This window comes from Candidatus Williamhamiltonella endosymbiont of Tuberolachnus salignus (genome assembly GCF_964019775.1).
Taxonomy (GTDB): Bacteria; Pseudomonadota; Gammaproteobacteria; order Enterobacterales; family Enterobacteriaceae; genus Hamiltonella; species Hamiltonella defendens.
The window spans coordinates 271,391-295,871 of record NZ_OZ026471.1 but is presented as its reverse complement, the minus strand read 5'-3'; the positions used below and the strand labels follow the sequence as shown (position 1 = coordinate 295,871).

At 39.6% G+C, this 24,481-nt stretch carries 20 protein-coding genes; all 20 read left to right on the top strand.

What is annotated here, in order from left to right:
* The first annotated feature begins 415 nt into the window (after positions 1 to 415).
* The 20 genes from AACL23_RS01360 (at position 416) to lpxC (ending at position 24,390) form a co-directional block, all read left to right on the top strand.
* The gene (locus AACL23_RS01360; RefSeq protein ID WP_339049652.1) at positions 416 to 2,353 is read left to right on the top strand and encodes an inverse autotransporter beta domain-containing protein; all 1,938 of its coding nucleotides are present in this window, start codon (positions 416 to 418) and stop codon (positions 2,351 to 2,353) included.
* A 79-nt stretch (positions 2,354 to 2,432) separates the two neighbouring features.
* On the top strand, positions 2,433 to 3,287 hold the full coding sequence (locus AACL23_RS01355) for a hypothetical protein (RefSeq protein WP_100096258.1): 855 nt from the start codon (positions 2,433 to 2,435) through the stop codon (positions 3,285 to 3,287).
* A 33-nt stretch (positions 3,288 to 3,320) separates the two neighbouring features.
* Positions 3,321 to 4,178 carry an Ig-like domain-containing protein gene (locus tag AACL23_RS01350; RefSeq protein ID WP_044612372.1) on the top strand — a complete coding sequence of 286 codons (858 nt, stop codon included), beginning with the start codon at positions 3,321 to 3,323 and terminating at the stop codon, positions 4,176 to 4,178.
* A gap of 882 nt (positions 4,179 to 5,060) precedes the next feature.
* Complete coding sequence (gene leuO, locus AACL23_RS01345; RefSeq protein ID WP_015874153.1) at positions 5,061 to 6,017, top strand: transcriptional regulator LeuO; 957 nt, start codon at positions 5,061 to 5,063, stop codon at positions 6,015 to 6,017.
* A gap of 266 nt (positions 6,018 to 6,283) precedes the next feature.
* Entirely contained in the window at positions 6,284 to 6,742 is a 459-nt protein-coding gene (gene mraZ, locus AACL23_RS01340) for a division/cell wall cluster transcriptional repressor MraZ (protein ID WP_015874152.1), read from the top strand.
* Positions 6,743 to 6,768: 26 nt separating this feature from the next.
* Positions 6,769 to 7,704, top strand: a complete 936-nt coding sequence (gene rsmH / locus AACL23_RS01335) for a 16S rRNA (cytosine(1402)-N(4))-methyltransferase RsmH (RefSeq protein ID WP_339049646.1) — start codon at positions 6,769 to 6,771, stop codon at positions 7,702 to 7,704.
* Entirely contained in the window at positions 7,704 to 8,069 is a 366-nt protein-coding gene (gene ftsL / locus AACL23_RS01330; protein ID WP_015874150.1) for a cell division protein FtsL, read from the top strand. Before rsmH ends, ftsL begins: the two co-directional genes overlap by 1 nt.
* A 9-nt stretch (positions 8,070 to 8,078) precedes the next feature.
* Positions 8,079 to 9,830, top strand: a complete 1,752-nt coding sequence (ftsI, locus tag AACL23_RS01325; RefSeq protein ID WP_422389617.1) for a peptidoglycan glycosyltransferase FtsI — start codon at positions 8,079 to 8,081, stop codon at positions 9,828 to 9,830.
* Entirely contained in the window at positions 9,817 to 11,325 is a 1,509-nt protein-coding gene (gene murE, locus AACL23_RS01320; protein WP_339049643.1) for a UDP-N-acetylmuramoyl-L-alanyl-D-glutamate--2,6-diaminopimelate ligase, read from the top strand. Before ftsI ends, murE begins: the two co-directional genes overlap by 14 nt.
* 1 nt (position 11,326) lies before the next feature.
* Positions 11,327 to 12,688, top strand: coding sequence for a UDP-N-acetylmuramoyl-tripeptide--D-alanyl-D-alanine ligase (gene murF, locus AACL23_RS01315; RefSeq protein ID WP_339049641.1), 1,362 nt, complete (start codon positions 11,327 to 11,329; stop codon positions 12,686 to 12,688).
* Entirely contained in the window at positions 12,682 to 13,764 is a 1,083-nt protein-coding gene (gene mraY, locus AACL23_RS01310; RefSeq protein ID WP_100096263.1) for a phospho-N-acetylmuramoyl-pentapeptide-transferase, read from the top strand. Before murF ends, mraY begins: the two co-directional genes overlap by 7 nt.
* Positions 13,764 to 15,101, top strand: a complete 1,338-nt coding sequence (murD, locus tag AACL23_RS01305) for a UDP-N-acetylmuramoyl-L-alanine--D-glutamate ligase (protein WP_339049639.1) — start codon at positions 13,764 to 13,766, stop codon at positions 15,099 to 15,101. Before mraY ends, murD begins: the two co-directional genes overlap by 1 nt.
* Positions 15,098 to 16,270 carry a cell division protein FtsW gene (gene ftsW / locus AACL23_RS01300; protein ID WP_339049637.1) on the top strand — a complete coding sequence of 391 codons (1,173 nt, stop codon included), beginning with the start codon at positions 15,098 to 15,100 and terminating at the stop codon, positions 16,268 to 16,270. The genes murD and ftsW overlap by 4 nt, the downstream gene beginning before the upstream one ends.
* Positions 16,267 to 17,346: an undecaprenyldiphospho-muramoylpentapeptide beta-N-acetylglucosaminyltransferase gene (murG, locus tag AACL23_RS01295; RefSeq protein ID WP_015874143.1), complete on the top strand. Its 1,080-nt coding sequence runs from the start codon at positions 16,267 to 16,269 to the stop codon at positions 17,344 to 17,346. The genes ftsW and murG overlap by 4 nt, the downstream gene beginning before the upstream one ends.
* An 8-nt stretch (positions 17,347 to 17,354) precedes the next feature.
* On the top strand, positions 17,355 to 18,836 hold the full coding sequence (murC, locus tag AACL23_RS01290; RefSeq protein ID WP_339049634.1) for a UDP-N-acetylmuramate--L-alanine ligase: 1,482 nt from the start codon (positions 17,355 to 17,357) through the stop codon (positions 18,834 to 18,836).
* Positions 18,829 to 19,791, top strand: a complete 963-nt coding sequence (locus AACL23_RS01285; protein WP_339049632.1) for a D-alanine--D-alanine ligase — start codon at positions 18,829 to 18,831, stop codon at positions 19,789 to 19,791. Before murC ends, AACL23_RS01285 begins: the two co-directional genes overlap by 8 nt.
* Position 19,792: 1 nt before the next feature.
* Positions 19,793 to 20,608: a cell division protein FtsQ/DivIB gene (locus AACL23_RS01280; RefSeq protein WP_339049630.1), complete on the top strand. Its 816-nt coding sequence runs from the start codon at positions 19,793 to 19,795 to the stop codon at positions 20,606 to 20,608.
* 27 nt (positions 20,609 to 20,635) lie between these two features.
* A complete protein-coding gene (gene ftsA / locus AACL23_RS01275; RefSeq protein ID WP_095034279.1) occupies positions 20,636 to 21,895 on the top strand; it encodes a cell division protein FtsA in 1,260 nt (419 codons plus the stop codon).
* Between the two features lie 150 nt (positions 21,896 to 22,045).
* Positions 22,046 to 23,200, top strand: a complete 1,155-nt coding sequence (ftsZ, locus tag AACL23_RS01270; RefSeq protein WP_095034278.1) for a cell division protein FtsZ — start codon at positions 22,046 to 22,048, stop codon at positions 23,198 to 23,200.
* 269 nt (positions 23,201 to 23,469) lie between these two features.
* Entirely contained in the window at positions 23,470 to 24,390 is a 921-nt protein-coding gene (gene lpxC, locus AACL23_RS01265; protein WP_100096270.1) for a UDP-3-O-acyl-N-acetylglucosamine deacetylase, read from the top strand.
* The last annotated feature ends 91 nt before the right edge of the window (positions 24,391 to 24,481 follow it).

The following is a 24,481-nucleotide window of genomic DNA, read 5'->3' as shown; positions in this document are numbered from 1 at the left end:
CAATTTTTATATTTATTTTTTATTTCGGTTAAAATTAGAGATGAAGTGTATTTTAATTTCAAAAGAAATGCTAAGAATAGTATTTCTTATTTTTCTTTTGTAAAACAATTATTTAATGGCAAATCAAAATCATATAAGTAGGATGTTATTTAATAAATACGATATTATTACATTTGAAAAAATACAATATTTAAAATACTGCAAAAATAACATGACTTATTTTATTCATCATAGAAATTTGATTCTAAATCAGAGTTCTATACATGACATCAGTAATTGGTTTTATTTATTACATATTCACTGTTATCAAGGTAATAGTTTCGTAAAAAAGGAAAATATAAAAATTTATCATGACTTGCCTACTTTAGGTCACAATCAAAACGAACAAGTCAATCATGATATTGATGTATATAATATGATTAAACCCCTAATTCATAAAGATTGGAACAATATCAATCGAGAAAAAATCAAATCAGAAGCCAAATTCTATATTGAAAATATGGCTAGAAACCAGTTGCTTAATCCATTTCAACAAAATGTGAAAACGTTTTTCGATCATTTTGGTCAAACTGAAATTAATTTGTCTGTTGATAATAAGGGCAGATTTAATCAAAGTCGTTTTTTATTATTAACACCATGGTATAAAAACAACTCTCATGTTTTATTTTCTCAATTAGGCTTTCAGTCTGAAGAACGCACAATAGGTCATATTGGAATAGGACAACGTTTTGACGATCTCCATCCTTTTTTAAATCTTGGTTATAACGTATTCATTGATTATGATCTCGATCAACAACATAAGCGTATGAGTATTGGAACGGAAGCCGCCTCAAATTATTTTAAATTAAGCACTAATTATTATTGGCCAATCACAAAATGGCGTGATTCGTTTAATATGGAAGATTATATGGAACGACCCGCCGAAGGTTTTGATATTCGCCTGCAAGGCTATCTCCCTAATTACCCTCAGTTAGGCGGAAAAATGAAATATGAACAATATTTTGGTAAAGAAGTGGCTCTTTTTAATAAAACAAAGCGTCAAAAAAATCCAAAAGCCGTTAGTATCGGTATTGATTACAGACCTTTTCCTCTTGCCAGTATTTATGTTGATCACAAGCTGGGACAAAATCATCATCGCGAAACAAAATTGGGGCTGACATTAAATTATCAATTTGGGACACCATTAAGTTCGCAATTAGACCCCAATAATCTCAATGAAGCTCGAAATCTGAAACAAAATCGATTAGCCCCTGTAGATCGCAATTATAATATTGTGATGGAATACAAAGAAAAACAATTGCTTAGTGTTGATTTGCCTGCAATGGATAAAAATATATTAGAAGGTGATATTTACGTAATACGTCCACTAATTAAAAATAAATATCCGATTAAAACGGTGTCATGGCTAGGAGATGTATCTCAACTTTCTTTATCCTCTTCATCAGCAGACAAAAACAGTCCGGTGGGCTGGAAAATAATTTTACCCGAGTGGAATTCAGAAAAAGACGCTAAGAATACCTATCGATTAGCGATACAAATAGAAGACACTAAGGGTCATCAAGCCATTTCAAATTATATGGATATTGTTGTTCGTCATGAAAGGAAAATAGCATTATCAGTGGCGGACAGTAGAGAAGATAGCATCAATCAAGGTGAAATCCAGTTGAAGCTTGAAGTAAAAGATCACCATGAGAAAACGATGAAAGAAAAGGATATGACGCCTGAATGGACCATACTCGACCCTAATAATAACAAAATTCCGTTGCTGGAACGGGAAAATTGCTCTGAGGATACCGAGTCTTGTATTCGCGTTCTAAGTACAGAGAAAAAAGCAACAGGTGAACATGTGTTGACATTGAGCAGTGACATGTCAGGCACTTTTGAAATTTCTGCATCCATAAAAAATTACGGCCAAAGTAACATTGTGGATGTCATTTTCAATAAAAATCCTATCGGAAGACGGTTGCTGATGAACGGTCCAAAACCTCAAAATATTTATAGAGGTATTTTTCTTCTAGAGGATAACCCTCACCCGGGATCGGGTGCTCAAGATTATACAAAGCCTGGTGCTCCTCATCCTAAAGTTGGAAAAACCTATCTTTTTCGTGCCTGGATTGACGAAAATAATGACGGTATTTGGGATAAAAACGAACCTGAAGCCATGGATAAAATCACGCGTATACAGTGGAAGTTAGAACCTGTAAATCCTCAAAAGTCTTTCAATTCAGAAGAACTCATCATCAAAGGGGCAACAACAGATCAATACACCATCCCGATCAAAAATGATTCAGAGCCGATCAAGTCTCATCAAGGTTTCCGTTTAATGGTTGAATCTAATGATATTTATTCTTAACAGCACAAAACTCATTAAATTCATTCTCTGCTCTACATGATTAAGACATATTTTTTATTGATTAAAAAAAGGAAAAATAATGAACACTCATTTTTCATTCAAAAAAATGACTTTAACATTGTTGTTACTGACGTTTGGTTTAGGAGAGGTAGGTGCAATTTTGACAAAAACAAAGCGTCACATTCAAGGAGAAATACCTAAGTTAAAAAATAAAAATAATCAGGATGGGGTTGATTTATCTACTACGGCGACAGATAACTTCAAAATAGGTGACGAACTTATATTAAGTTATAGATATAGTGATCCTGATAGAGATGAGGATGATTCAACAACAACAGTTATATGGTATTCCATTATCAATGGAGAAACGAAAAAAATTTCTACCTCTCACATCAAAAACAAATCAGCAAATTCTACCGGAAATGGTGAAAGTAAATTAGAGATTACTTCTGCAACAGAAGGAGCATCTAACTTCAAAGTAAGCATTACTGCTACTTCAAAATCGGGGGATCCTAACTCAGGGGAAAGTTTTGTGATTAATGATATTTTTAAAAATCCCTATGGCGATTCTATTTCTAATAAGATAGAGAAAAATCTTTCTCTAAAGGGCTCGATAGCAGGTATTTATGACTCAAAAGATAAGAGTTTTAGTAAAAACTTGATTAATGAAGAAGAGCAAATAAAAGTAGGGGGAACCTATGTATTTAGACTTTGGTCAGGTGCTGATAAAAATGTCGATTTGACCTCAAAAGTCAAGTATGAGTGGCGTTTATTAGGACAGAGTGCCAGCGATAATATCACTGCCCCTCCAGAAGGTTTTAAAACGAAAATATTCAACAGAGATTTCATTGTGCCAAATAATGAAGAAGCCAAAAAGATCACCAATTCTAAAGATGGGGCACAGGGGTTCAACCTGGCTGTGGATTGGAAGTAATTTTATTTTTTAGAATGAATGAAGAGGATAAAGATGCTCAGCAGATTTTTTCGAAACAATAAAGAATATGACAATTCTGCTTGTGATCATTTTTTTTCTTTGAAAAGAAAATCTTGGGTTTCTTTATTGGGCTATCTCGCTTTGATATTTTGTGGATCTGCTTCTGCGATATTGAGTGGAAAAACCAGCGCTATTCATGGGCATCCGCCTAATGTGAAGGGTACTCTTTATTTATTGCAGCCTGATGGAGTAACTCTCATAGAAAAAGATGAGCTGTTGCATCCATCAGATATTCCAAACAAATTAAAATTATCGAGCCTGAATACAGGGCTCGAATTTTTTGATAAAGACGGTGATCTTGGTTTAAGGGGAAAGATTTATGTTAATGAAGCCGATATCATTTGGATGTATGAAGATGGAAAAAGGCTAAATAGCTACGAACAATCGAAACCGCTCGGTAAAACAAAAAAATATCGAGTCAATGTGGTGGTTCCCGTTGAAGTGTCTAGTGCCACGGGAATTCCTTCTAAAGATAAAATCTCATTTGAGTGGCAGTATAAACCAGAAGTAGGGATCGTACCTAAGATCAGCAACATAAAAACTGTTCGTCCTTCTGTTCTCGCTAATGGGAAAGATTCTCACGTTATTATTATCACGGTTACAGATCAACGCAATCAACCTTTAGAAAATCAAGATGTGCTAATTTCAGTGAATAACGGCGTCAAAATTGCTGACACTTATGGTGAAGACTCAATAATGCTGTCTACAAACAGAAAAGGAAAAATAAGTGTGAATATAACTAGTGATATCAGTGGTTTTCACACAGCCTTTTTCGAGATTATTGAAAATAAATGGCAATCTCAAATTCAAATGAATTTTATTCAACCATAATCCTTTGAAAAAAGAGAAGAGAATATTTCTTTAGGTATAATAAAAACGGCTGAAAATATTTTTTTCTTATATGAAATAATAAGAAAAAACTTATATTTAATTGATATTAAATAAAAAAATAAAAGTGATATATTGATTTTATGATTAATTAAGAATTAATAAAAGAATCAAATTTCTTTTTAAATCACCATAAAGTGAGATTTTTATATATTGAAATATAATAAGAATAAGTTTTAATTTTTTGATTATCCTGAGTGAATTTTCCATTTTTTATCCGTTTTTTTAACAAAACTATCTCTTTAATGCTTTTATTTCTTATATTATTTCAAATTATCTTACTATTATTTTTATTGATTTTAACGAGGTAGATAAGATGAATAAATAACATTAAGGTAAATAAACTTTCTTTAATAAAAGAAAAGTCATTTTTTCATCTTTTAAAAAATAATTTTTTATAAAATAACCGAATTTATTGATTGATTTTTTTTAAATTATTTAATTTTATTTATTATTTAATCATATAAATAAATCAGTTTATTACTATAAATAGGTTTTATTGTAAATTTTTTTTAAAAAAAGATAAATTAATGTAATTTTTATGTTTGATTTAAATTTTTTATATAATTTATCTATGGTAGTATCATTTTTATTAATTAATTTTATTTATTATATTATGGACGATTTATTTAAATGAAAATTATTGGCGATTAGAAAAATTCATACTTTCTACACGGATGGGATTCAATTATTTTCAATAGAAAAAGAAAGATCATTGATTCTATTAATCGCAAGATATGTAAAGTGTCATTCATTTTATGATGTTGGCATTAGCGACGCTTGCTTTTACAGGGTCATCTGCGTTAAAGCTTATTGGAGTTAAGCATGTCTGAATATAACTTAGTAACCGTTAATCAAGTAACCAAAAAAAAATCATTTGACATACATTTAAGAAATGTTGATCTCAATTTGTTGACAGTGTTTGATGCTGTCATGCAAATGCAAAATGTGACAAGAGCAGCGCATTCGCTCGGTATGTCACAACCTGCAGTGAGCAACGCCGTTGCTCGCTTAAAGGTGATGTTTAACGATGAATTATTTGTGCGCTATGGGCGTGGCATACAACCTACATTGCGGGCCCGTCAACTCTTTGGACCTGTACGTCAAGCGTTACAATTAGTACATAATGAATTGCCAGGTGCGGGTTTTGAGCCTAAAACCAGCACACGTTTATTTAATTTATCTATTTGTAGTCCTTTAGATGTTCGATTAACCGCACAAATACTCAATCGTATTAAACAATCAGCACCTAATATACAGCTGGTCATCTCATCTTATTTAAACGATAACATTGAACATCAGCTACGTTATCAGGAAACGGAATTTGTGATCAGTTATTCTGAATTTGAACGTTCAGATTTTCATCAAATACCTTTATTTAATGATGAACTTGTTTTAGCAGTTTCAAAGAATCATCCACGTATTGGCGATACCATCTCTTCCGATGATCTGTTTAATGAGGCGCATGCTGTTGTTTCATTGAATAAAAAAGGATCTTTCAGCGAGCCTTACTACATTTCTAATGAAAGTGCGCAATCAATAGCATATGAAAGTACAGATATGAGTAGTGTGCTCAATATTGTATCTCAAACTTATTTTGTCGCAATTGCGCCTCGTTGGTTGGTACAGGAACAGAGTAAAACGCTTAACTTAAAATTAGTCGAACTGCCTTGGGAAAATGCGACACGTGCATGTTATCTCACCTGGCATGAATCAACTGATAGAGATAATGGTCATCAATGGATGAAAGCATTATTGAAAGAATTTAGTTTATCAATCTAATATCCTCTCTATATCACTTTGTTTTTACTACTGAAATACCAGTATTTCAGTAGCATTTTATATCATTTATTTTTCTTTAATTGCCCTAAACTATTTCTTGGATGATTAAGTCATTTTTATTTCAATCGGCTTCAACCTTCATTTTTCTTTACTTGACAAAGTTTTTATACTCTCCGTAAACTCGCAAAAAGTGGCAATTTGTGGGGTAAAGTGAGTTAATAATGATTTTTTTATTCTGAGAGGGGTAAAATAAAGGAGTAAGTGAAATGTTTCGTGGTGCGACTATGCTTAGTCTCGACAATAAGGGAAGATTGGTGATTCCTGTTCGATATCGAGATATCCTCAAAGAAAAATCACAATCTCGAATGATTTGTACGATTGATCTTCATCAAACCTGTTTATTACTTTATCCATTTCTAGAATGGGAAAGCATTGAAAAAAAATTATCTGATTTGTCCAGCATGAATCCACTAGAGCGTCGGGTTCAGCGTTTATTATTAGGTCATGCCAGTGAGTGTGAAATGGATAAATCAGGCCGATTATTGATTTCAGCGACTTTGCGTCAACATGCACAATTAAGTAAGGAAGTGATGTTGATAGGGCAATTAAATAAATTTGAAATCTGGAGTGGGCCAAATTGGCAGCAACAAATTAAAGACGACATCACCTCTAAACAACCCGTTCAAGAATCTTTGTCTGAACGATTAAAAGGCTTATCTCTGTAAAATAACGATGTGTCATACCATCAATCATGATTGATAATCAACATAAAACCGTATTGCTTTATGAAGCAGTTGACAGTTTAAATATCCAGAACGATGGCATTTATATTGATGCGACTTTTGGCCGTGGAGGCCATTCCTCTCTCATTTTATCTCGGCTTGGATCTCAAGGAAAATTAATTTCTATTGATCGTGATCCGGAGGCTGTTAAAAAAGCGAAATTGATGAAAGATCCCCGTTTTTCTTTTATACAAGGCTCTTTTTCTGATTTATCCCACTATGTAAAAAAGCTTGATTTAATGGGTCGTATTAACGGCCTGTTATTCGATTTAGGGGTTTCATCACCTCAACTCGATGACGCAAAGCGAGGATTTTCTTTTATGCGAGATGGCCCATTGGATATGCGAATGGATCCTTCTCGTGGTTTATCCGCTGCAGAATGGCTGATGAAAGTGAATGTCGAAAACTTGGCTTGGGTATTAAAAAATTTTGGAGAGGAACGCTTTTCAACGCGTTTGGCCAGAGCCATTGTAGAACGTAATCGACTTAACCCTATCAAAAGTACTAAAGAATTAGCTGATTTAATCAGTCATGTCATACCTGTACGAAATCATCATAAACATCCTGCTACACGCAGTTTTCAGGCAATTCGTATCTATATCAATAATGAATTGCAAGAAATTTCCTCTGCTTTGAATGCCGCTCTTGAAATTTTATCATTAGGAGCACGTTTATCCGTGGTGAGTTTTCATTCTTTGGAAGACAGGATTGTAAAAAATTTTATACGCCAACACAGCCGTGGGCCTCAAATTCTTCGTGGATTACCATTAACAGAAATACAAATACAGTCTATGTGGCAACCTAAACTGAAATTGATAGGAAAAACCATGCCATCCCAAAAAGAAGTTCTCGACAATCCCAGATCACGTAGCTCGATACTCCGTTTTGCAGAGAGAATCAATTGATGAAAGATCTGCAAAGAAAGGGATTGGTGTGTCTGATAGGCTCGGATTTGGCTAAAAATGCCAAAATGCCCCTTATATTACTTTTTGCTGTATTGGTATCCGCTTTATTAGTGGTGGCTAACATCCAGCGGACCCGCCTGCTGATTTCGGAACGTGAAGAATTGGTTTTGGAACGAACTGCCCTGGATATTGAATGGCGTAATCTCATTTTAGAAGAAACGGCGCTGGGAGATCAAAGCCGGATTGAACGTATTGCGATCAATAAATTTAAAATGCGTCATGTTGAGCCATCAAAAGAATATTTAGTGATCAAAAAACAAAATGTCATTGAATATAAAAACCACCTACCAGATCAAGCAAGATAGTGGATACAAATGGCAAAAAAATTAAAACAGGCAAAAGAACAGACTGGCTCTATTATTCGCTGGAGATTTTTGTTGCTTTGCGGTTGTATTTTATTAGCGATCTTAGGATTAAAGCTTCGCTTGGCTTATCTACAGATCATTAAAACCGATAAATTAGTCCAGGAAGGTGATCTCAGATCACTACGAGTGCAAACAATGCCTAGCCCTCGGGGTATGATCACCGATAGAGCAGGGCGCCCATTAGCGGTCAGTGTTCCGGTGAATGCTATTTGGGCTGATCCTAAAGAGCTCAGTGAAAAAGGAGGCATTACGCCTAACCCCCGATGGAAAGCTTTATCTGATGCATTGGAGCTTCCTATTCCCAAGCTGATTGAGCGGATTAATAGTCATCCCAAAGCACGTTTTGTTTATTTGGCGAGACAAATCAGTCCTGATATAGGTCATTATATTCAAAAGTTAAAATTGCCTGGGATCTATTTACGCCAGGAATCTCGTCGTTACTACCCTGCCGGTCAAACAACGGCTCATATTATTGGCGTAACGAATATAGATGGTCAAGGTATTGAAGGTGCAGAGAAAAGCTTTAATACCTTATTGATGGGGCAGCCGGGTCAACGCGTGGTGCGTAAAGATCGTGATGGTAGAGTGATCGAAGATATTTCTAAAGTAGACTATTATTTAGCCGATCATCTTGTGCTGAGCATAGATGAAAAATTACAAAGGCAAGTGTTTCGTGAATTAAATCAAGCAGTTATTGCTCATAAAGCAGAATCTGGTACAGCGGTTCTATTGGATGTCAATACAGGTGAAGTGTTGGCGATGGCCAATAGCCCTTCTTACAATCCCAATAATTTAATGAATACGCCTCAAAAAGCGATGCGTAATCGCGCCATTACAGATATTTTTGAGCCCGGTTCCACGGTCAAACCCATGGTCGTGATGGCGGCATTACAACATGGTGTAATAGAAAAAGACAGTGTTTTGAATACCACTCCCTATTATATTAATGGTCATAAAATTCACGATATTAGTTTCTATCCCAAACTATCTATTACAGAAATTTTACAAAAATCCAGTAACGTTGGGGTGTCTAAATTAGCCCTTGCGATGCCTCCGTTATGGGTTGCTGAAATTTATTCAAAATTTGGCCTGGGTAAACCGACCCTGTTGGGGTTAGTAGGCGAAAGCAAAGGCTTATATTCACAAAAAAAACGCTGGTCAGATTTAGACAGAGCCACTTTTTCTTTTGGTTATGGATTGATGGTCACACCACTACAACTGGCGCGAGTGTATGCCACTATTGGGAGCATGGGGATCTATCGTCCATTATCTATTACTAAGGTTGATCCCCCTGTTTTTGGTCAACGCATTTTGCCTGCAGAAATCGTTAAGAGTGTTTTACAGATGATGGAAAGCGTCGCATTGCCAGGGGGAGGGGGAGCTAAAGCCGCCATTAAAGGCTATCGTATTGCCATTAAAACCGGTACCGCAAAAAAAGTGGGGCCCAACGGAAAATATATTAATGAATATATTGCTTATACGGCAGGGGTCGCACCAGCCAGTAACCCAAAATTCGCTCTTGTGGTGCTGATTAACAATCCCAGAACGGGGAAATACTACGGTGGGGCCGTCTCTGCTCCTCTCTTTGGGTCTATTATGAACTCTGTATTACGTACAATGAACATTGCACCGGATGCTTTAATTCAAAATGATACTGAATTAGTCATTAATCATTCAGGAGCCGAAAGTGGCAAATCGTAATTTATGTGATTTATTTGCTTCTACTCCTTGGGAACAACAGATCAAGGAAGCACTGCGGCTGGTTCCCATCACAATAAAGGGGATAACATTAAAAAGCGATGAAGTCACTACGGGAGATTTATTCGTCGCTATTGTCGGCCATGAAACTGACGGACGACATTATATTCCACAGGCCCTTTCACAGGGTGCAGGAGCCATCCTGGCTGAAGCAGAAGGCGTAGTGAATGATGATGTGAGCGTTGATCAAATACAGGGTGTACCTATTGTTTATCTTTTTAATTTAAATCAATATTTATCACAATTGGCTGGTGAGTTTTACCATCATCCCGCGTCTCAATTGAATTTGGTGGGCATCACAGGTACTAACGGGAAAACCACTAATACTCAATTACTGGCGCAATGGACCATGGCTTTAGGAGAAGTAAGCGCTGTCTTAGGCACCTTAGGCAACGGACTTTTGGGGCAATTGTCATTCAATGAAAATACCACTGCCTCTGCAATAGAAATACAACAAATTTTATCAAACATGCTCACACACAAAGCCACTTTTGCCGCCATGGAAGTTTCTTCTCACGCATTGGTACAACATCGAGTGGCCGCTTTACCGTTTGCAGCGAGTGTATTCAGCAATTTAAGCCCGGATCACCTCGATTATCATGGCGATATGGCCAATTATGAAATCGCAAAAAAATCTCTCTTCCTGGATCATGAATCCAAAAATCATATTATTAACGTGGATGATGAAGTCGGTCAGCGTTGGTTACCTGAATTACCAAACGCGGTCGCAGTAAGCACATCTCATCAGATTCCTTCTGGATTGCAGGGCGCTTGGCTGTCTGCTCAAAAAATCCAATATCATGAAAACGGGGCTTTGATTTTTTTTGATTCAAGCTGGGGCAAGGGGGAATTAAAAAGCCCATTGCTTGGTGCTTTTAATGTCAACAATATATTGCTTACCTTGGCGACTTTACTGGCATTAAAATATCCCCTTGATGCCTTATTAAAAGCCGCCTCAAAATTACAGCCTATCCCTGGCAGAATGGAGGTCTTCAAAAAAGTCGGACGGCCCACCGTCATTGTGGATTATGCTCATACTCCTGATGCGCTGAAACAGGCGCTGGCTGCTTCTCGAATGCATTGTCAAGGAAAGCTATGGTGTCTATTTGGTTGCGGCGGCGATCGTGACAAAGGCAAGCGGCCATTAATGGGAAAAATTGCAGAAACACTGGCTGATCAGATGGTCATCACAGACGATAATCCCCGTACTGAATCGCCTAAAATGATTACCGCTGACATTCTCAAAGGGGTATTAAAAACAGATCGAGCTTCTGTGATTCAGGATCGCACAGAAGCGATTACCCATATTCTCAATCAGGCAATGCCAGAAGATGTCATCTTAATCGCAGGAAAGGGACATGAAGTCTATCAATTCATTGAACACCAGAAATTAGATTATTCGGATCGTGCCACGGTCGCGCGTTTAATGGAGGGTTGAGATGATCCCGACTTTTTTGAAAGAGCTTGCTGAGGTGCTTCAAGGTCATTCGATTGGGGATAACGTGCCTATCACAGAGATAGGGATTGATAGCCGTACTCTCAAACCAGGGGCTTTATTCGTTGCCTTAAAGGGAGAACAGTTTGATGGACACCATTTTACAGGCGAAGCCCAGTCTCATGGCGCCGTCGGGTTATTGGCAGAATGCTTATTACCCATCAAATTGCCCCAAATTGTTGTTCCTGATACCCGAAAAGCGCTCGGGCAATTAGCGGCCTGGGTTCGCCAACAGGTCAACCCTCGTCTGGTTGCCTTAACCGGCTCTTCTGGAAAAACCTCTGTCAAAGAAATGACGGCCGCTATTTTGCGTCAATCTGGACATGTTCTTTACACCAAAGGCAATTTCAACAATCGCATCGGGGTTCCCCTCACACTATTACGCTTAACCCCGGAACATGATTTTGCAGTATTAGAATTAGGCGCCAGCCAACCAGGGGACATTGCGGATACCGCCGCATTAAGCCGTCCAGAAAATGTGTTGATCACGAATTTAGCGCAGGCACATCTGTCCGGTTTTGGCTCTTTAAAAGGGGTTGCGAAAGCAAAAGGAGAAATTTTAACAGCGCTTGCACCGACAGGGACTGCGATTATCCATGCCACCAGCCATGATTGGCCCAAATGGAAGTCGGTTTTTCGTGGAAAGCGACTCTGGCGTTTTGGTTTAGAAAAAGGAAAAGAAGTCGATTTTTTTGCGAGTCACCTCTCAAAAATGCCACTGGCCACGGATTTTACTTTGCATTCTCCGTTAGGATCCCAAAAAATATATTTACCATTGCCTGGGCTTCACAATGTTTTGAATGCACTGGCCGCGAGCGCCCTGGCTATTTCGGTAGGAGCAGATTTATCGGCCATATCCAAAGCGCTGTCAGAACTCAAACCTGTGCCTGGTCGAGCATTCCCGATGATCCTGGGGCCTGGCAAATTACTGCTAGATGACACTTATAACGCGAATGTCGGCTCTATGATCGCGGCCACGGAAATGATGTCAAACATGCCGGGTTATCGCGTCATGGTGGTTGGAGATATGGCAGAATTAGGGGAACAATCTAAAAATTGTCACAAAAAAATAGGGAACATCATGCGTCAAGCAGGAATCGATAAAGTGTTCAGTCTCGGCTATTTGAGCAAATTCATGACAGATAGCATTGAGCATGGGGAACATTTTACTCAACGAGAAAAATTAATTGAACGAGTGCGAGATTTGCTCTCAGAGCATTCAGAAATCAGCATTTTAGTGAAAGGCTCACGGAGCTCAGCCATGGAAAAATTGGTTTTAGATATTAAGGAGCAGGCATCATGCTAGTCTGGCTCGCAGAATATTTAGTGAAATTTTACTCTGGGTTTCATGTCTTTTCATACTTAACTTTTCGAGCCATTATTAGCTTGCTAACCGCACTCTGCATTGCATTATGGACGGGCCCTGCTTTCATCCGTTGGTTGCAAAAATTACAAATTGGTCAGGTCATTCGTGATGATGGGCCCCAATCACATTTTTCTAAAAGTGGCACACCTACCATGGGCGGATTAATCATCCTCCTGTCTATTTTTATTTCTGTGGTGATCTGGGCTAATCCTGCAAATCCTTATGTTTGGTCTGTGCTGTTTATTTTAGTGGGCTACGGCTTCATTGGTTTTATCGATGATTACAGAAAAGTGGTCAGAAAAAATGCACGAGGATTATCTCCTCGCTGGAAATATTTTTGGCAATCCATCCTGGCTTTATTGCTGTCTTTTTTTCTTTATAGCATAGGAAAAAATACGTCAGCAACGCAATTAGTGGTGCCTTTCTTTAAAGAAATCATGCCTCAATTAGGTTTGCTTTACATTTTATTAGCCTATTTCGTCATCGTGGGGACCAGCAACGCAGTCAATCTGACCGATGGGTTAGACGGTTTAGCTATCATGCCGACTGTTTTGGTCGCAGCAGGTCTTGCCTTGGTGGCTTGGGCGACAGGAAACATTAATTTTGCACATTATTTACACATTCCTTATCTACGCCACGCAGGCGAGCTTGTTGTGGTATGCACGGCTATTGTGGGGGCAGGGCTCGGCTTTCTCTGGTTTAACACTTATCCTGCGCAGGTATTTATGGGAGATGTCGGTTCGTTAGCCTTAGGAGGTGTATTAGGGACAATTGCCGTACTTTTACGTCAGGAATTTTTATTGATTATTATGGGGGGAGTCTTTGTCATCGAAACCTTATCGGTCATTCTACAGGTGGGATCTTTCAAATTGAGGGGAGAACGTATTTTTCGAATGGCACCCATTCATCATCATTTTGAACTCAAAGGCTGGCCAGAACCGAGAGTGATTGTCCGTTTTTGGATTGTTTCCTTGATGTTTGTATTGATCGCATTAGCCACTCTAAAGGTCAGATAATGAGACCCCATTATCAGGGACAGCAGATTGTCATCGTTGGATTAGGATCCACAGGTCTTTCTTGCCTTGATTTTTTTTTCTCACGAGGAATAGTGCCGCGGGTCATGGACACCCGTGTGAATCCTCCTTGCTTGAATTCTGTACCCGCCGGTGTCAATTATCATCTTGGTGGATTCAATGAAAAATGGCTTATGACGGCAGATGTGATCTTGTTGAGCCCAGGTATTTCACTAGCACATCCCATGCTCCAGGCAGCCTCAAAAAAAGGCATCGACATCATTGGGGATATCGAATTATTTTGTCGTGAAATCCCACCGGTTCCTGTGGTGGCCGTGACCGGATCTAACGGTAAAAGCACGGTCACCACTCTAGTAACGCAAATGGCTCAAACGGCGGGCTGGCCGGTTTCTATGGGAGGGAACATCGGCATCCCTGCTCTTAAGCTGTTAAAACAAAAAAGCCGTCTTATTGTATTGGAGCTTTCCAGCTTTCAATTGGAAACCACTCATACTTTAGCTGCCAAAGCCGCCACCGTTCTCAACATCACCGAAGATCATGCCGATCGTTATCCTTTGGGTTTAAACCAATACCAAGCGGCCAAATTACGTATTTATCAAAATGCCCACACGGCTGTCATTAATGCCGATGATCCTCTGACTTTACCCAGAAACGGCACACAAAAAAGCGCCACTAAATTTGAGGTGTCTTTTGGTCTAAATCAGGGGCAATATCGGTTACATCAAGACGGCCATGATTTTTGGTTACAGGCATCAGATCAAAATGTATTGAACACAAAAGACATGAAGCTTATCGGTAAACATAATTACCTCAATGCATTGGCGGCATTGGCATTGGCGGATGCGGTAGACATCCCTCGTGAAGCCAGTTTGAAAGCTTTAATTGAATACAAAGGGCTTCCCCATCGTTTCGAAAAGATTTTTGAAAAAAATGGCATTTGCTGGATTAATGATTCAAAAGCGACGAATGTCGGCAGTACCCTTGCTGCCATCAAGAGCGTGCAGTGTCAAGGCACGTTGCATTTATTGTTGGGAGGGCAGGGCAAATCGGCTGATTTTTCGATACTTCAACCTGACCTAAACCAAAACAGAATTCAAATTTACTGCTTTGGTCAAGACGCTGAAACCTTAGCCGCACTCAGACCCGAGTTTGCTCAACGCACAGAAACTCTAGAACAAGCGATGAAATTATTAAAATCCCGCTTAAAAAAAGGGGATACGGTTTTACTTTCACCTGCTTGCGCCAGTTTCGATCAATTTTCTGATTTTGAGCAACGTGGCCAAGAATTTTCCCATCTGGCAAAGGAGCTCGGCGCATGAACCTCTCCTCTTTTTTTGAAAAATTAAAAAAACATTCGACTCATGATGCTCTTTACGATCGTTTTTTGCTTTGGATGACATTATGTTTAGTGGCACTAGGATTTGTGATGGTCACCTCGGCTTCCATGCCGGTCAGCCAGAGATTAAGCGGAGATCCCTTCTTGTTTTCTAAACGCAGCGCCGTTTATTTTGGTCTTTCTTTTTGCTTATCTCTCTGCGTCTTGCAAATTTCGATGGCACAGTGGCAGCGTTACGCTTATGTGTTTTTATTAATCAGCATCGCCATGTTGGTGACGGTGTTATTTATAGGGCATTCCATCAATGGTGCTTCACGCTGGATTGCCTTAGGGATCATTCGGATTCAACCTGCAGAATGTGCGAAATTATCGTTTTTTTTATATCTATCTCACTACCTTGTTCGAAAAGCGAAAGAAGTCCGCCGTCATTTTTGGGGATTTTGCAAACCTATTGGAGTGATGCTGATTCTGTCGATTTTGTTATTGGCTCAGCCAGATTTGGGCACTGTACTCGTCATGTTCATGACCACCTTATCGTTGCTTTTTTTAAGCGGGGCAAGGCTCTGGCAATTTTTAGCCATAATTGCCTCAGGCCTGTTGAGCGTGTTTTTATTAATTATTTTAGAACCTTATCGTATTCGGCGTGTCACATCATTTTGGGATCCCTGGGCGGATCCTTTCGGCAGCGGCTATCAACTCACGCAATCTTTAATGGCATTCGGCCGTGGTGAACTGTGGGGTCAAGGCTTAGGCCATTCTATCCAAAAATTAGAATATTTGCCGGAAGCGCACACTGATTTTATTTTTTCTATTATCGGTGAAGAACTGGGTTATCTGGGAGTGATCGTGGTTTTAGCCCTGATATTTGGCATCTCTTTTCGCGCTTTGTTTATTGGTTATCGGGCATTAAAATTTGAACAACAATTCTCTGGTTTTTTAGCCTGTGCGATTGGGATCTGGCTGAGCTTTCAGAGCTTGATTAACGTAGGCGCCGCCTCGGGATTATTGCCCACTAAGGGGTTAACCCTGCCATTGATTAGCTATGGAGGATCGAGTTTAGTGATGACCATGATCGCCATTGCCTTGTTGCTACGTATTGATTTTGAGACTCGTTTGGCTATGAGCCAAGCCTTTGCGAGAAGTAAAACATGACGCAGAAAAAAAAACGCTTGATGGTACTGGCAGGGGGCACGGGGGGCCATATTTTCCCAGCTCTGAGCGTCGCTCATCATCTGATGGAAGAGGGCTGGCATATTCGCTGGATGGGCACAAAAGACAGAATGGAAGCCACTTTAGTGCCTCAGCATGGAATTGAAATCGATTTCATTGAAATTTCTGGTTTAAAAAATAAACGATTTTTGTCTCAAGTCTGGTCTTCACTAGAAATTTTTCGGGCGGTATGCCAAGCCAAAAAAATCATTAGGGCTTATCAACCGGATGCGGTACTGGGCATGGGTGGCTATGTTTCTGGTCCTGCAGGCTTGGCTGCATGGCTATTAGGCGTGCCCCTGGTGGTGCATGAGCAAAATGCGATAGCGGGTTTTACAAATCGTTGCCTGAGCAAAATGGCCAAAAAACGCTTACAGGCTTTTTCTGGGGCGCTTTCAAATGCAGAAACAGTTGGGAATCCTGTCAGAGCAGAGCTGTTAAAATTACCTCTTCCAAATGAACGCTTTTCTGAGCGTTCAGGCCCATTGCGGATTTTGGTTTTAGGAGGGAGTCAGGGCGCAGATATATTGAATCAAATGATGCCATCTATCACTGCTCATTTAGGAGAAAAAATCCTCGTTTGGCACCAGGTTGGAAAAAATCGGGCACAACATGTTCTGCTGGCTTATCAGAAAAAAAAGCAGTCCCCTTACAAGGTGGTGGAATTTATTGACTGTATGGCTAAAGCTTACTGCTGGGCCGATGTTATTTTTTGCCGCTCCGGTGCTTTGACGGTCAGCGAAGTTGCCGTAGTAGGTTTGCCCGCAATATTTGTTCCCTTTCAACACAAAGATCGTCAGCAATATTGGAATGCTTTGCCTTTAGAGAAAGCAGGGGCAGCAAAAATAGTAGAGCAAAATAAACTCAGCATAAAAACTATCGTCAATTTACTAGAGAGTTGGGATCGCTCGACATTGCTCAGAATGGCAGAAAAAGCAAAAACAGTGGGAAAACCCGATGCCACTGAGCAGGTTGTCTCTGCCATAAAAGCGGCTATTAAAACAAATAATTTTTCATAGAGTCAAAAATGAATCAAAAACAATTAACCAAATTACGCACGATGGTGCCTGAAATGAAACGAGTCCGACATATTCATTTTATCGGAATCGGGGGAGCAGGCATGGGCGGCATCGCGGAGGTATTAGCAAACGAGGGTTATAAAATTACCGGCTCTGACTTGGCCGAGAATGTGGTCACACAGCAGCTCAGTCATTTAGGGATCTGTATTTTTTTTCATCATCATCGTGACAATGTAAAAAATGCGAGTGTCGTGGTCGTTTCTAGTGCCATTCCTGAAGATAATCCAGAAATTCTTGCCGCGCATGAGGCCCGCATTCCTGTCATTCAAAGAGCAGAAATGTTGGCTGAACTCATGCGTTTTCGACATGGTATTGCCATCGCAGGGACTCATGGAAAAACCACTACAACTGCCATGGTTGCCAGTATTTACGCTCAAGCAGGATTAGATCCCACCTTTGTCAATGGGGGTTTGATCAAAGCCGCAGGAAAGCATGCGCAACTCGGCTCCAGTCGTTATCTTATTGTTGAAGCAGATGAAAGTGATGCTTCATTTATTCACCTTCAGCCTTTGGTTGCGATTGTCACCAATATTGAAGCCGATCATATGGATACCTATCAGGGTAATTTTGAACATTTAAAACAGACTTTTATTAATTTTTTACACAATTTACCTTTTTATGGCCGAGCCATTCTTTGTATCGATGATCAAGTGATTCGTACACTCCTGCCTCGTATTGCTCGACATATCACGACATATGGTTTTAGTGAAGATGCAGATATCAAGATCACCGGTTATGAACAAAAAGAATTTACAAGCTACTTTATGTTAGAACGGGTTCATAAACCTATTTTAAAAATACAACTGAATGCGCCGGGTCGTCATAATGCGTTGAATGCGGCGGCGGCTGTTGCGGTCGCGACAGAAGAAGGCGTTGAAGACGAGCACATTTTGCAAGCATTGTCTTTTTTTCAAGGTACAGGGCGACGTTTTGATTGCTTGGGCATTTTTCCATTACAGCCTGTCAATGGGCAGCAGGGGGAGGTGATGTTAATCGATGATTATGGTCATCATCCCACTGAAGTGGCCGCAACCATTAAGGCGGCGAGGGTAGGGTGGCCTACAAAACGCCTTGTCATGATTTTTCAACCTCATCGTTACAGTCGGACTCGAGATCTTTATGATGATTTTGTGAACGTGCTGTCTCAAGTGGATGTTTTGTTGATGTTAGAGATTTATTCGGCAGGGGAATCACCTATACCAGATATCAGTAGTTGTGCGCTCTGCGACAGTATTCGTGATTTCAGTCATGGAATGCCTATTTTGGTCACCGATCACGAAAAATTACCATCTTTACTGGCAAAACAATTAAAAGAGAACGACATGGTGCTGGTTCAGGGTGCCGGCAATATTGGTAAAGTTGCCCGAACACTCGCTGAATGTGAGCTAAAAGTGCCGCCATTGATTCAAAAAGAGAGTCATTATGCCTGAGAAAGTGGCCGTTTTACTGGGCGGAACCTCTTCTGAGCGCCAGATATCTTTGCAATCAGGGCATGCTGTGGTGGCTGGTTTAAGAGAAGCAGGGATAGACGCCAGGCCGATAGATACAAAAAATTTTCTTGTGACTGAGCTGAAAGAGAAGGGATTTACCAAAGCCTTTATCGCTTTACATGGCCGGGACGGTGAAGATGGTCATTTACAAGCGGTGCTGGAATTTTTAAAGATTCCTTATACTGGAAGCGGTGTGATGGCGTCCGCATTGGCGATGGATAAACATCGCAGCAAAATGATATTTCAGGGGGCTGGTTTACCTGTATCCCCTTATGTTGCGCTTAATCGTGAACAGATTTGGCCAAATGTTACCCAAAATACATCAAATGATTTATTATTAAATAACAGAATTTCTAATAAATTAATAAAAAATATCAATCAATTGGGGCTACCCTTAATAGTGAAGCCGAGTCGTGAAGGCTCGAGTTTTGGTATGACTAAGGTAGAGCATCTTGACCAGCTGGACGATGCACTGAAAAAAGCCTGGCATTATGACGAAGAAATACTCGTTGAAAAATGGCATTTTGGAACAGAATTGACGGTAGCCATACTAGGCGACACCGTTTTACCCTCAATTCGAATTCAGGTATCCGATATCTTTTATGATTATCAAGCAAAGTATGTTTCAGATAAAACACAGTATTTTTGTCCGAGTGGTTTAAAACAGGAGCAAGAAAAACAATTGGCGACATTATCAATGAATGCTTATCGGGCATTAGGTTGTGATGGTTGGGGAAGGGTAGATGTTATGTTAGATGACGAAGGCCATTTTTATTTAATGGAAATCAATACTGCCCCTGGTATGACAGACCATAGCCTTTTCCCGATGGCGGGTCGCCAAGCAGGTTTTAGCTTTTCTGAACTGGTTTGTAAAATATTGTCATTGGCACATTAATATGTCCCAAGCTGTTTTAAAAAAAGCGCGTAATATCAAAAAAAAGAAGAGAATATTTCGCGATTATCAGCCGTTTTTAGGGATCATTTTTTTTTGGATATTTTTAGTTGTTTTGTGCATAGCATCCTATTGGGCGATTGAGCAGGTTAAACGAACGTATTCATCCCCTCTCTCAACATTATTGTTGACAGGTGAAAGGCGCTTCACCACAAAAAAAGATATTCAACAAGCGATTTTATCAACAGGCATAGCTCACTCTTTTATGGAAGAAGACGTTCACCTGCTTCAACAGGCAATAAAACGTTTCCCTTGGGTAAAACAGGTGTATGTGCGAAAACACTGGCCTGATAAACTCGATATTCATGTGACAGATTATGTGCCTGTAGCTGTTTGGAACGACTTACATTTACTGGATCATGAAGGGACAATATTCAGCGTGCCTCATGATCGTATGACACATGAAAGATTAGTGTTGCTCTATGGCCCTGAAGGCAGTGAACAAGATATGCTGGCTTCTTATCTCACTATGGATCAGCTCTTATCCGCGCATCAGTTTCATTTAAAAATGGCCGAGATGAGTGCACGACGCTCCTGGCAATTGATTTTAGATAACGAGATTCGGCTTGAAATTGGAAAAGTTCATATGATGTCACGTTTGAAACGCTTCATTGAATTATATCCATTTTTTGAAAATCACCCTGATCAACGTATCGATTATATTGATTTACGGTATAAAAATGGTGCAGCAGTTCATTGGTCTCCTATATTTGTCGAGACCCAGCCTGTACAGATGCAGAGTAAGAAATCACCGCCCTGAGTAATATGAGATACAGGCAAAATAATAATGATGAAATCAACGGACAAAAAATTAGTGGTAGGCCTTGAGATAGGCACGGCAAAAGTCTGTGTATTAGTCGGTGAGGTATTGCCCGATGGAATGATCAATATTATTGGGATAGGTAATTGCCTTTCTAGGGGAATGGATAAAGGAGGCGTGAACGATCTTGAGTCTGTCATAAAATGTGTTCAACGTGCGGTTGATCAAGCTGAATTGATGGCTGACTGTCAGATTTCTTCCATCTATTTAGCTTTATCTGGCAAGCATATCAGCTGTCAAAACGAAATAGGTATGGTCCCTATTTCAGAAGAGGAAGTCACTCAAGGAGATGTTGATAGTGTCATGCATACTGCCAAATCTGTACGAGTCAGAGATGAACACCGTATTTTGCATGTGATTCCACAGGAATATGCGATTGATTATCAAGAAGGGATAAAAAATCCGATTGGCCTTTGTGGTGTTCGTATGCAGGCTAAAGTGCACCTGATCACATGTCATAACGATATGGCAAAAAATATTGCAAAAGCGGTTGAACGCTGCGGTCTGAAAGTTGATCAATTGATATTTTCTGGTTTAGCGGCAAGTTATGCCGTATTAGCAGAAGATGAACGTGAATTGGGTGTCTGCTTAATTGACATCGGTGCAGGTACAATGGACATGACCGTTTATTATAATGGGGCATTACGTCACAGCAAGGTGATCCCTTATGCCGGCAACGTAGTGACCAGCGATATTGCCTATGCTTTTGGTACGCCTCCCAGTGATGCGGAAGCCATTAAAGTGAGATACGGTTGTGCTTTAGGCAATATGATTCCAAAAGATGATAAAGTGGAGGTGCCGAGTGTCGGAGGACGCCCGCCCCGTAGCTTGCAAAGGCAGGCATTGGCTGAAGTCATAGAGCCCCGCTGTGCTGAATTGTTACAGTTAGTTCAGGATGAAATCCTACAGCTGCAGAATAAATTACGTCATCAGGGGGTAAAGCACCATCTTGCTGCAGGTATTGTGTTAACAGGAGGCGCTGCTCAGATGAATGGCCTGGTAGGCTGTGCCCAAAAAATTTTCCATACTCATCAGGTGCGAGTTGCAACGCCTCTTAATATTACCGGTTTGACCGATTATGTACATAAACCGGACTATTCTACTGTGGTTGGTTTATTACATTATGGTAAAGAATGCCATTTAGGTGCCGAATCAGAAATAAAAAAACGTTTTCTAACGGGTTATGTACTAAAACGTATTCATAAATGGCTTAAGAAAGAATTTTAATGATTCAGATATCATCATAAGATTGAAACAATCCATAAAAATCAGGCAAAAAAATCAATATAGAATAATAAAAACCTCTTTTTAATTTTTTCATAAAATATCAAAAAATGATTTTAAGTAGCCGCAAAAAAATGCGAAACGGAGAAAACTATGTTTGAACCAGTTGAAATAACCAATGAAGCAATTATTAAAGTCATTGGCGTTGGCGGCGGTGGCGGCAATGCTGTCGAGCACATGGTAAAAGAACACATTGAAGGTGTTGAATTTTTTGTTGTCAATACGGATGCTCAAGTATTACGTAAAACGACTGTGGGTCAAACGATTCAAATTGGGAGCACCATTACCAAAGGTTTAGGAGCTGGTGCAAACCCTGATGTTGGACGAAACGCGGCTGAAGAAGATAGGGACGCTCTGAGGGCTGCTCTTGAAGGAGCCGATATGGTCTTTATCGCGGCTGGTATGGGGGGAGGGACAGGCACAGGGGCCGCGCCTGTGGTAGCCGAAATCGCAAAAGAATTAAATATTTTAACGGTTGCTGTGGTCACTAAACCTTTTAATTTTGAAGGCAAAAAGCGTATGTCATTTGCCGATCAAGGCATTATCGAGCTCTCGAAGCATGTGGACTCTTTAATTACCATTCCGAATGATAAGTTACTAAAAGTATTGGGACGAGGCATTTCTCTACTGGATGCGTTTAGTGCAGCTAATGATGTATTAAAAGGCGCAGTACAAGGGATCGCTGAATTAATTACACGCCCTGGTTTAATGAATGTCGATTTTGCGGATGTACGTACGGTCATGTCTGAAATGGGCTATGCCATGATGGGGTCTGGGTCGGCTAGTGGCGAAGATAGAGCAGAAGAAGCTTCAGAGATGGCTATTTCCAGTCCTCTCTTGGAAGATATCGATTTATCGGGTGCTCGCGGTGTATTGGTGAATATTACAGCGGGGTTTGATCTCAAATTAGATGAATTTGAAACAGTGGGTAATACCATACGCGCTTTTGCTTCTGACAATGCCACTGTGGTGATCGGGACTTCTTTACACCCAGAAATGAATGATGAATTGCGAGTTACCGTGGTGGCAACGGGTATTGGAATGAATAAACATCAAGAAAATACTTCGGCTAAGAAAAAAATGCAGACCGGATCAACACATCATTATCAAACAAATGTTCTGCCACCTTTGCCTCAAGAGACAAAGAACACAAATCATCACTTAAGCAATGAAGGTGATACGGAAATCAAAAAAGAACCGGATTATCTTGATATCCCTGCTTTTTTACGTAAGCAGTCAGATCAATAGACCTGTTTAAACCCTACTGAAAACATCGATTTTTGTGTGCTCAGTTTTTTATGAAACCGTTCTCTTTCGGTATCTTTATCTACTAAAATACCCTTTGTGCCTCTCGCGTAGAGGCCTTGAGATTGATGGGCTTATATTTTGCAATAAATTTAATGAAGTCATATTTGAAAATTTAGAATGATTCATCTCTATGTTAGAATTAAGTTAATTTGAAATAAAGATTGTGATTATTAATGATTGTTCTTAAATAACACTGCGAGATAGTACGCATGATAAAACAAAAAACATTAAAACATGTTGTGAAAACAACCGGTGTTGGCCTGCATACAGGGAAAAAAGTGACTCTTACTATGCGACCTGCATCAGCAAACGATGGGATTATTTATCGTCGCGTTGATTTAAACCCCGTTGTTGAATTTTTTGCAGATCCTGAATCTGTACGTGACACCCAGCTTTGCACCTGCCTGGTAAATGAAAATAATATACGTATTTCTACGATTGAACATCTTAATTCTGCCCTCGCCGCATTCGGAATCGATAATGTGATTATAGAAGTTGATGCGCCTGAAGTGCCTATTATGGATGGTAGCGCCAGCCCTTTTATATTTTTATTACTAAATTCAGGCATCAAAGAACTCAATGCGCCAAAAAAATTTTTAAAATTAAAAGAAACCATCCGAGTTCAAAAAGATGATAAATGGGCCGAATTATCGCCATATGACGGTTTTCGTTTGGATTTTAGCATTGACTTTAAGCATCCTGCCATTCATGAAAATACTCAAAGCTACGGTTTTGATTTTTCTGCACAAAATTTTATCCTTGAGCTTAGCCGTGCCAGAACTTTTGGTTTTATAAAAGATATTGAATATCTGCAATCAAAAGGTCTCTGCTTGGGTGGCAGCTTTGACTGCGCTATTGTGATGGATGATTATCGTGTGCTCAATGAAGACGGTTTAAGGTTTGAAGATGAATTTGTTCGTCATAAAATGCTGGATGCCATCGGTGATTTATTTATTTGCGGTCACAACATTATTGGTGCTTTTTCTGCCTTTAAATCTGGCCATGCATTAAATAATCAGCTATTAAAAGCCGTTTTAGAGAATCAATCCGCTTGGGAGTATGTTACTTTTGAGCATGAAGAAGCTCCTATCTTATTTGGTCACTCGTTAGAGATGTGCTTTGTTCGATAAAGTCATCTGATTATTGACCCCTTCTTTGAGGTGTCTCGACTTTGTTTTGATCAGGGTGACTCGCTCACCTACTGACAATGGCCAAAAGGTC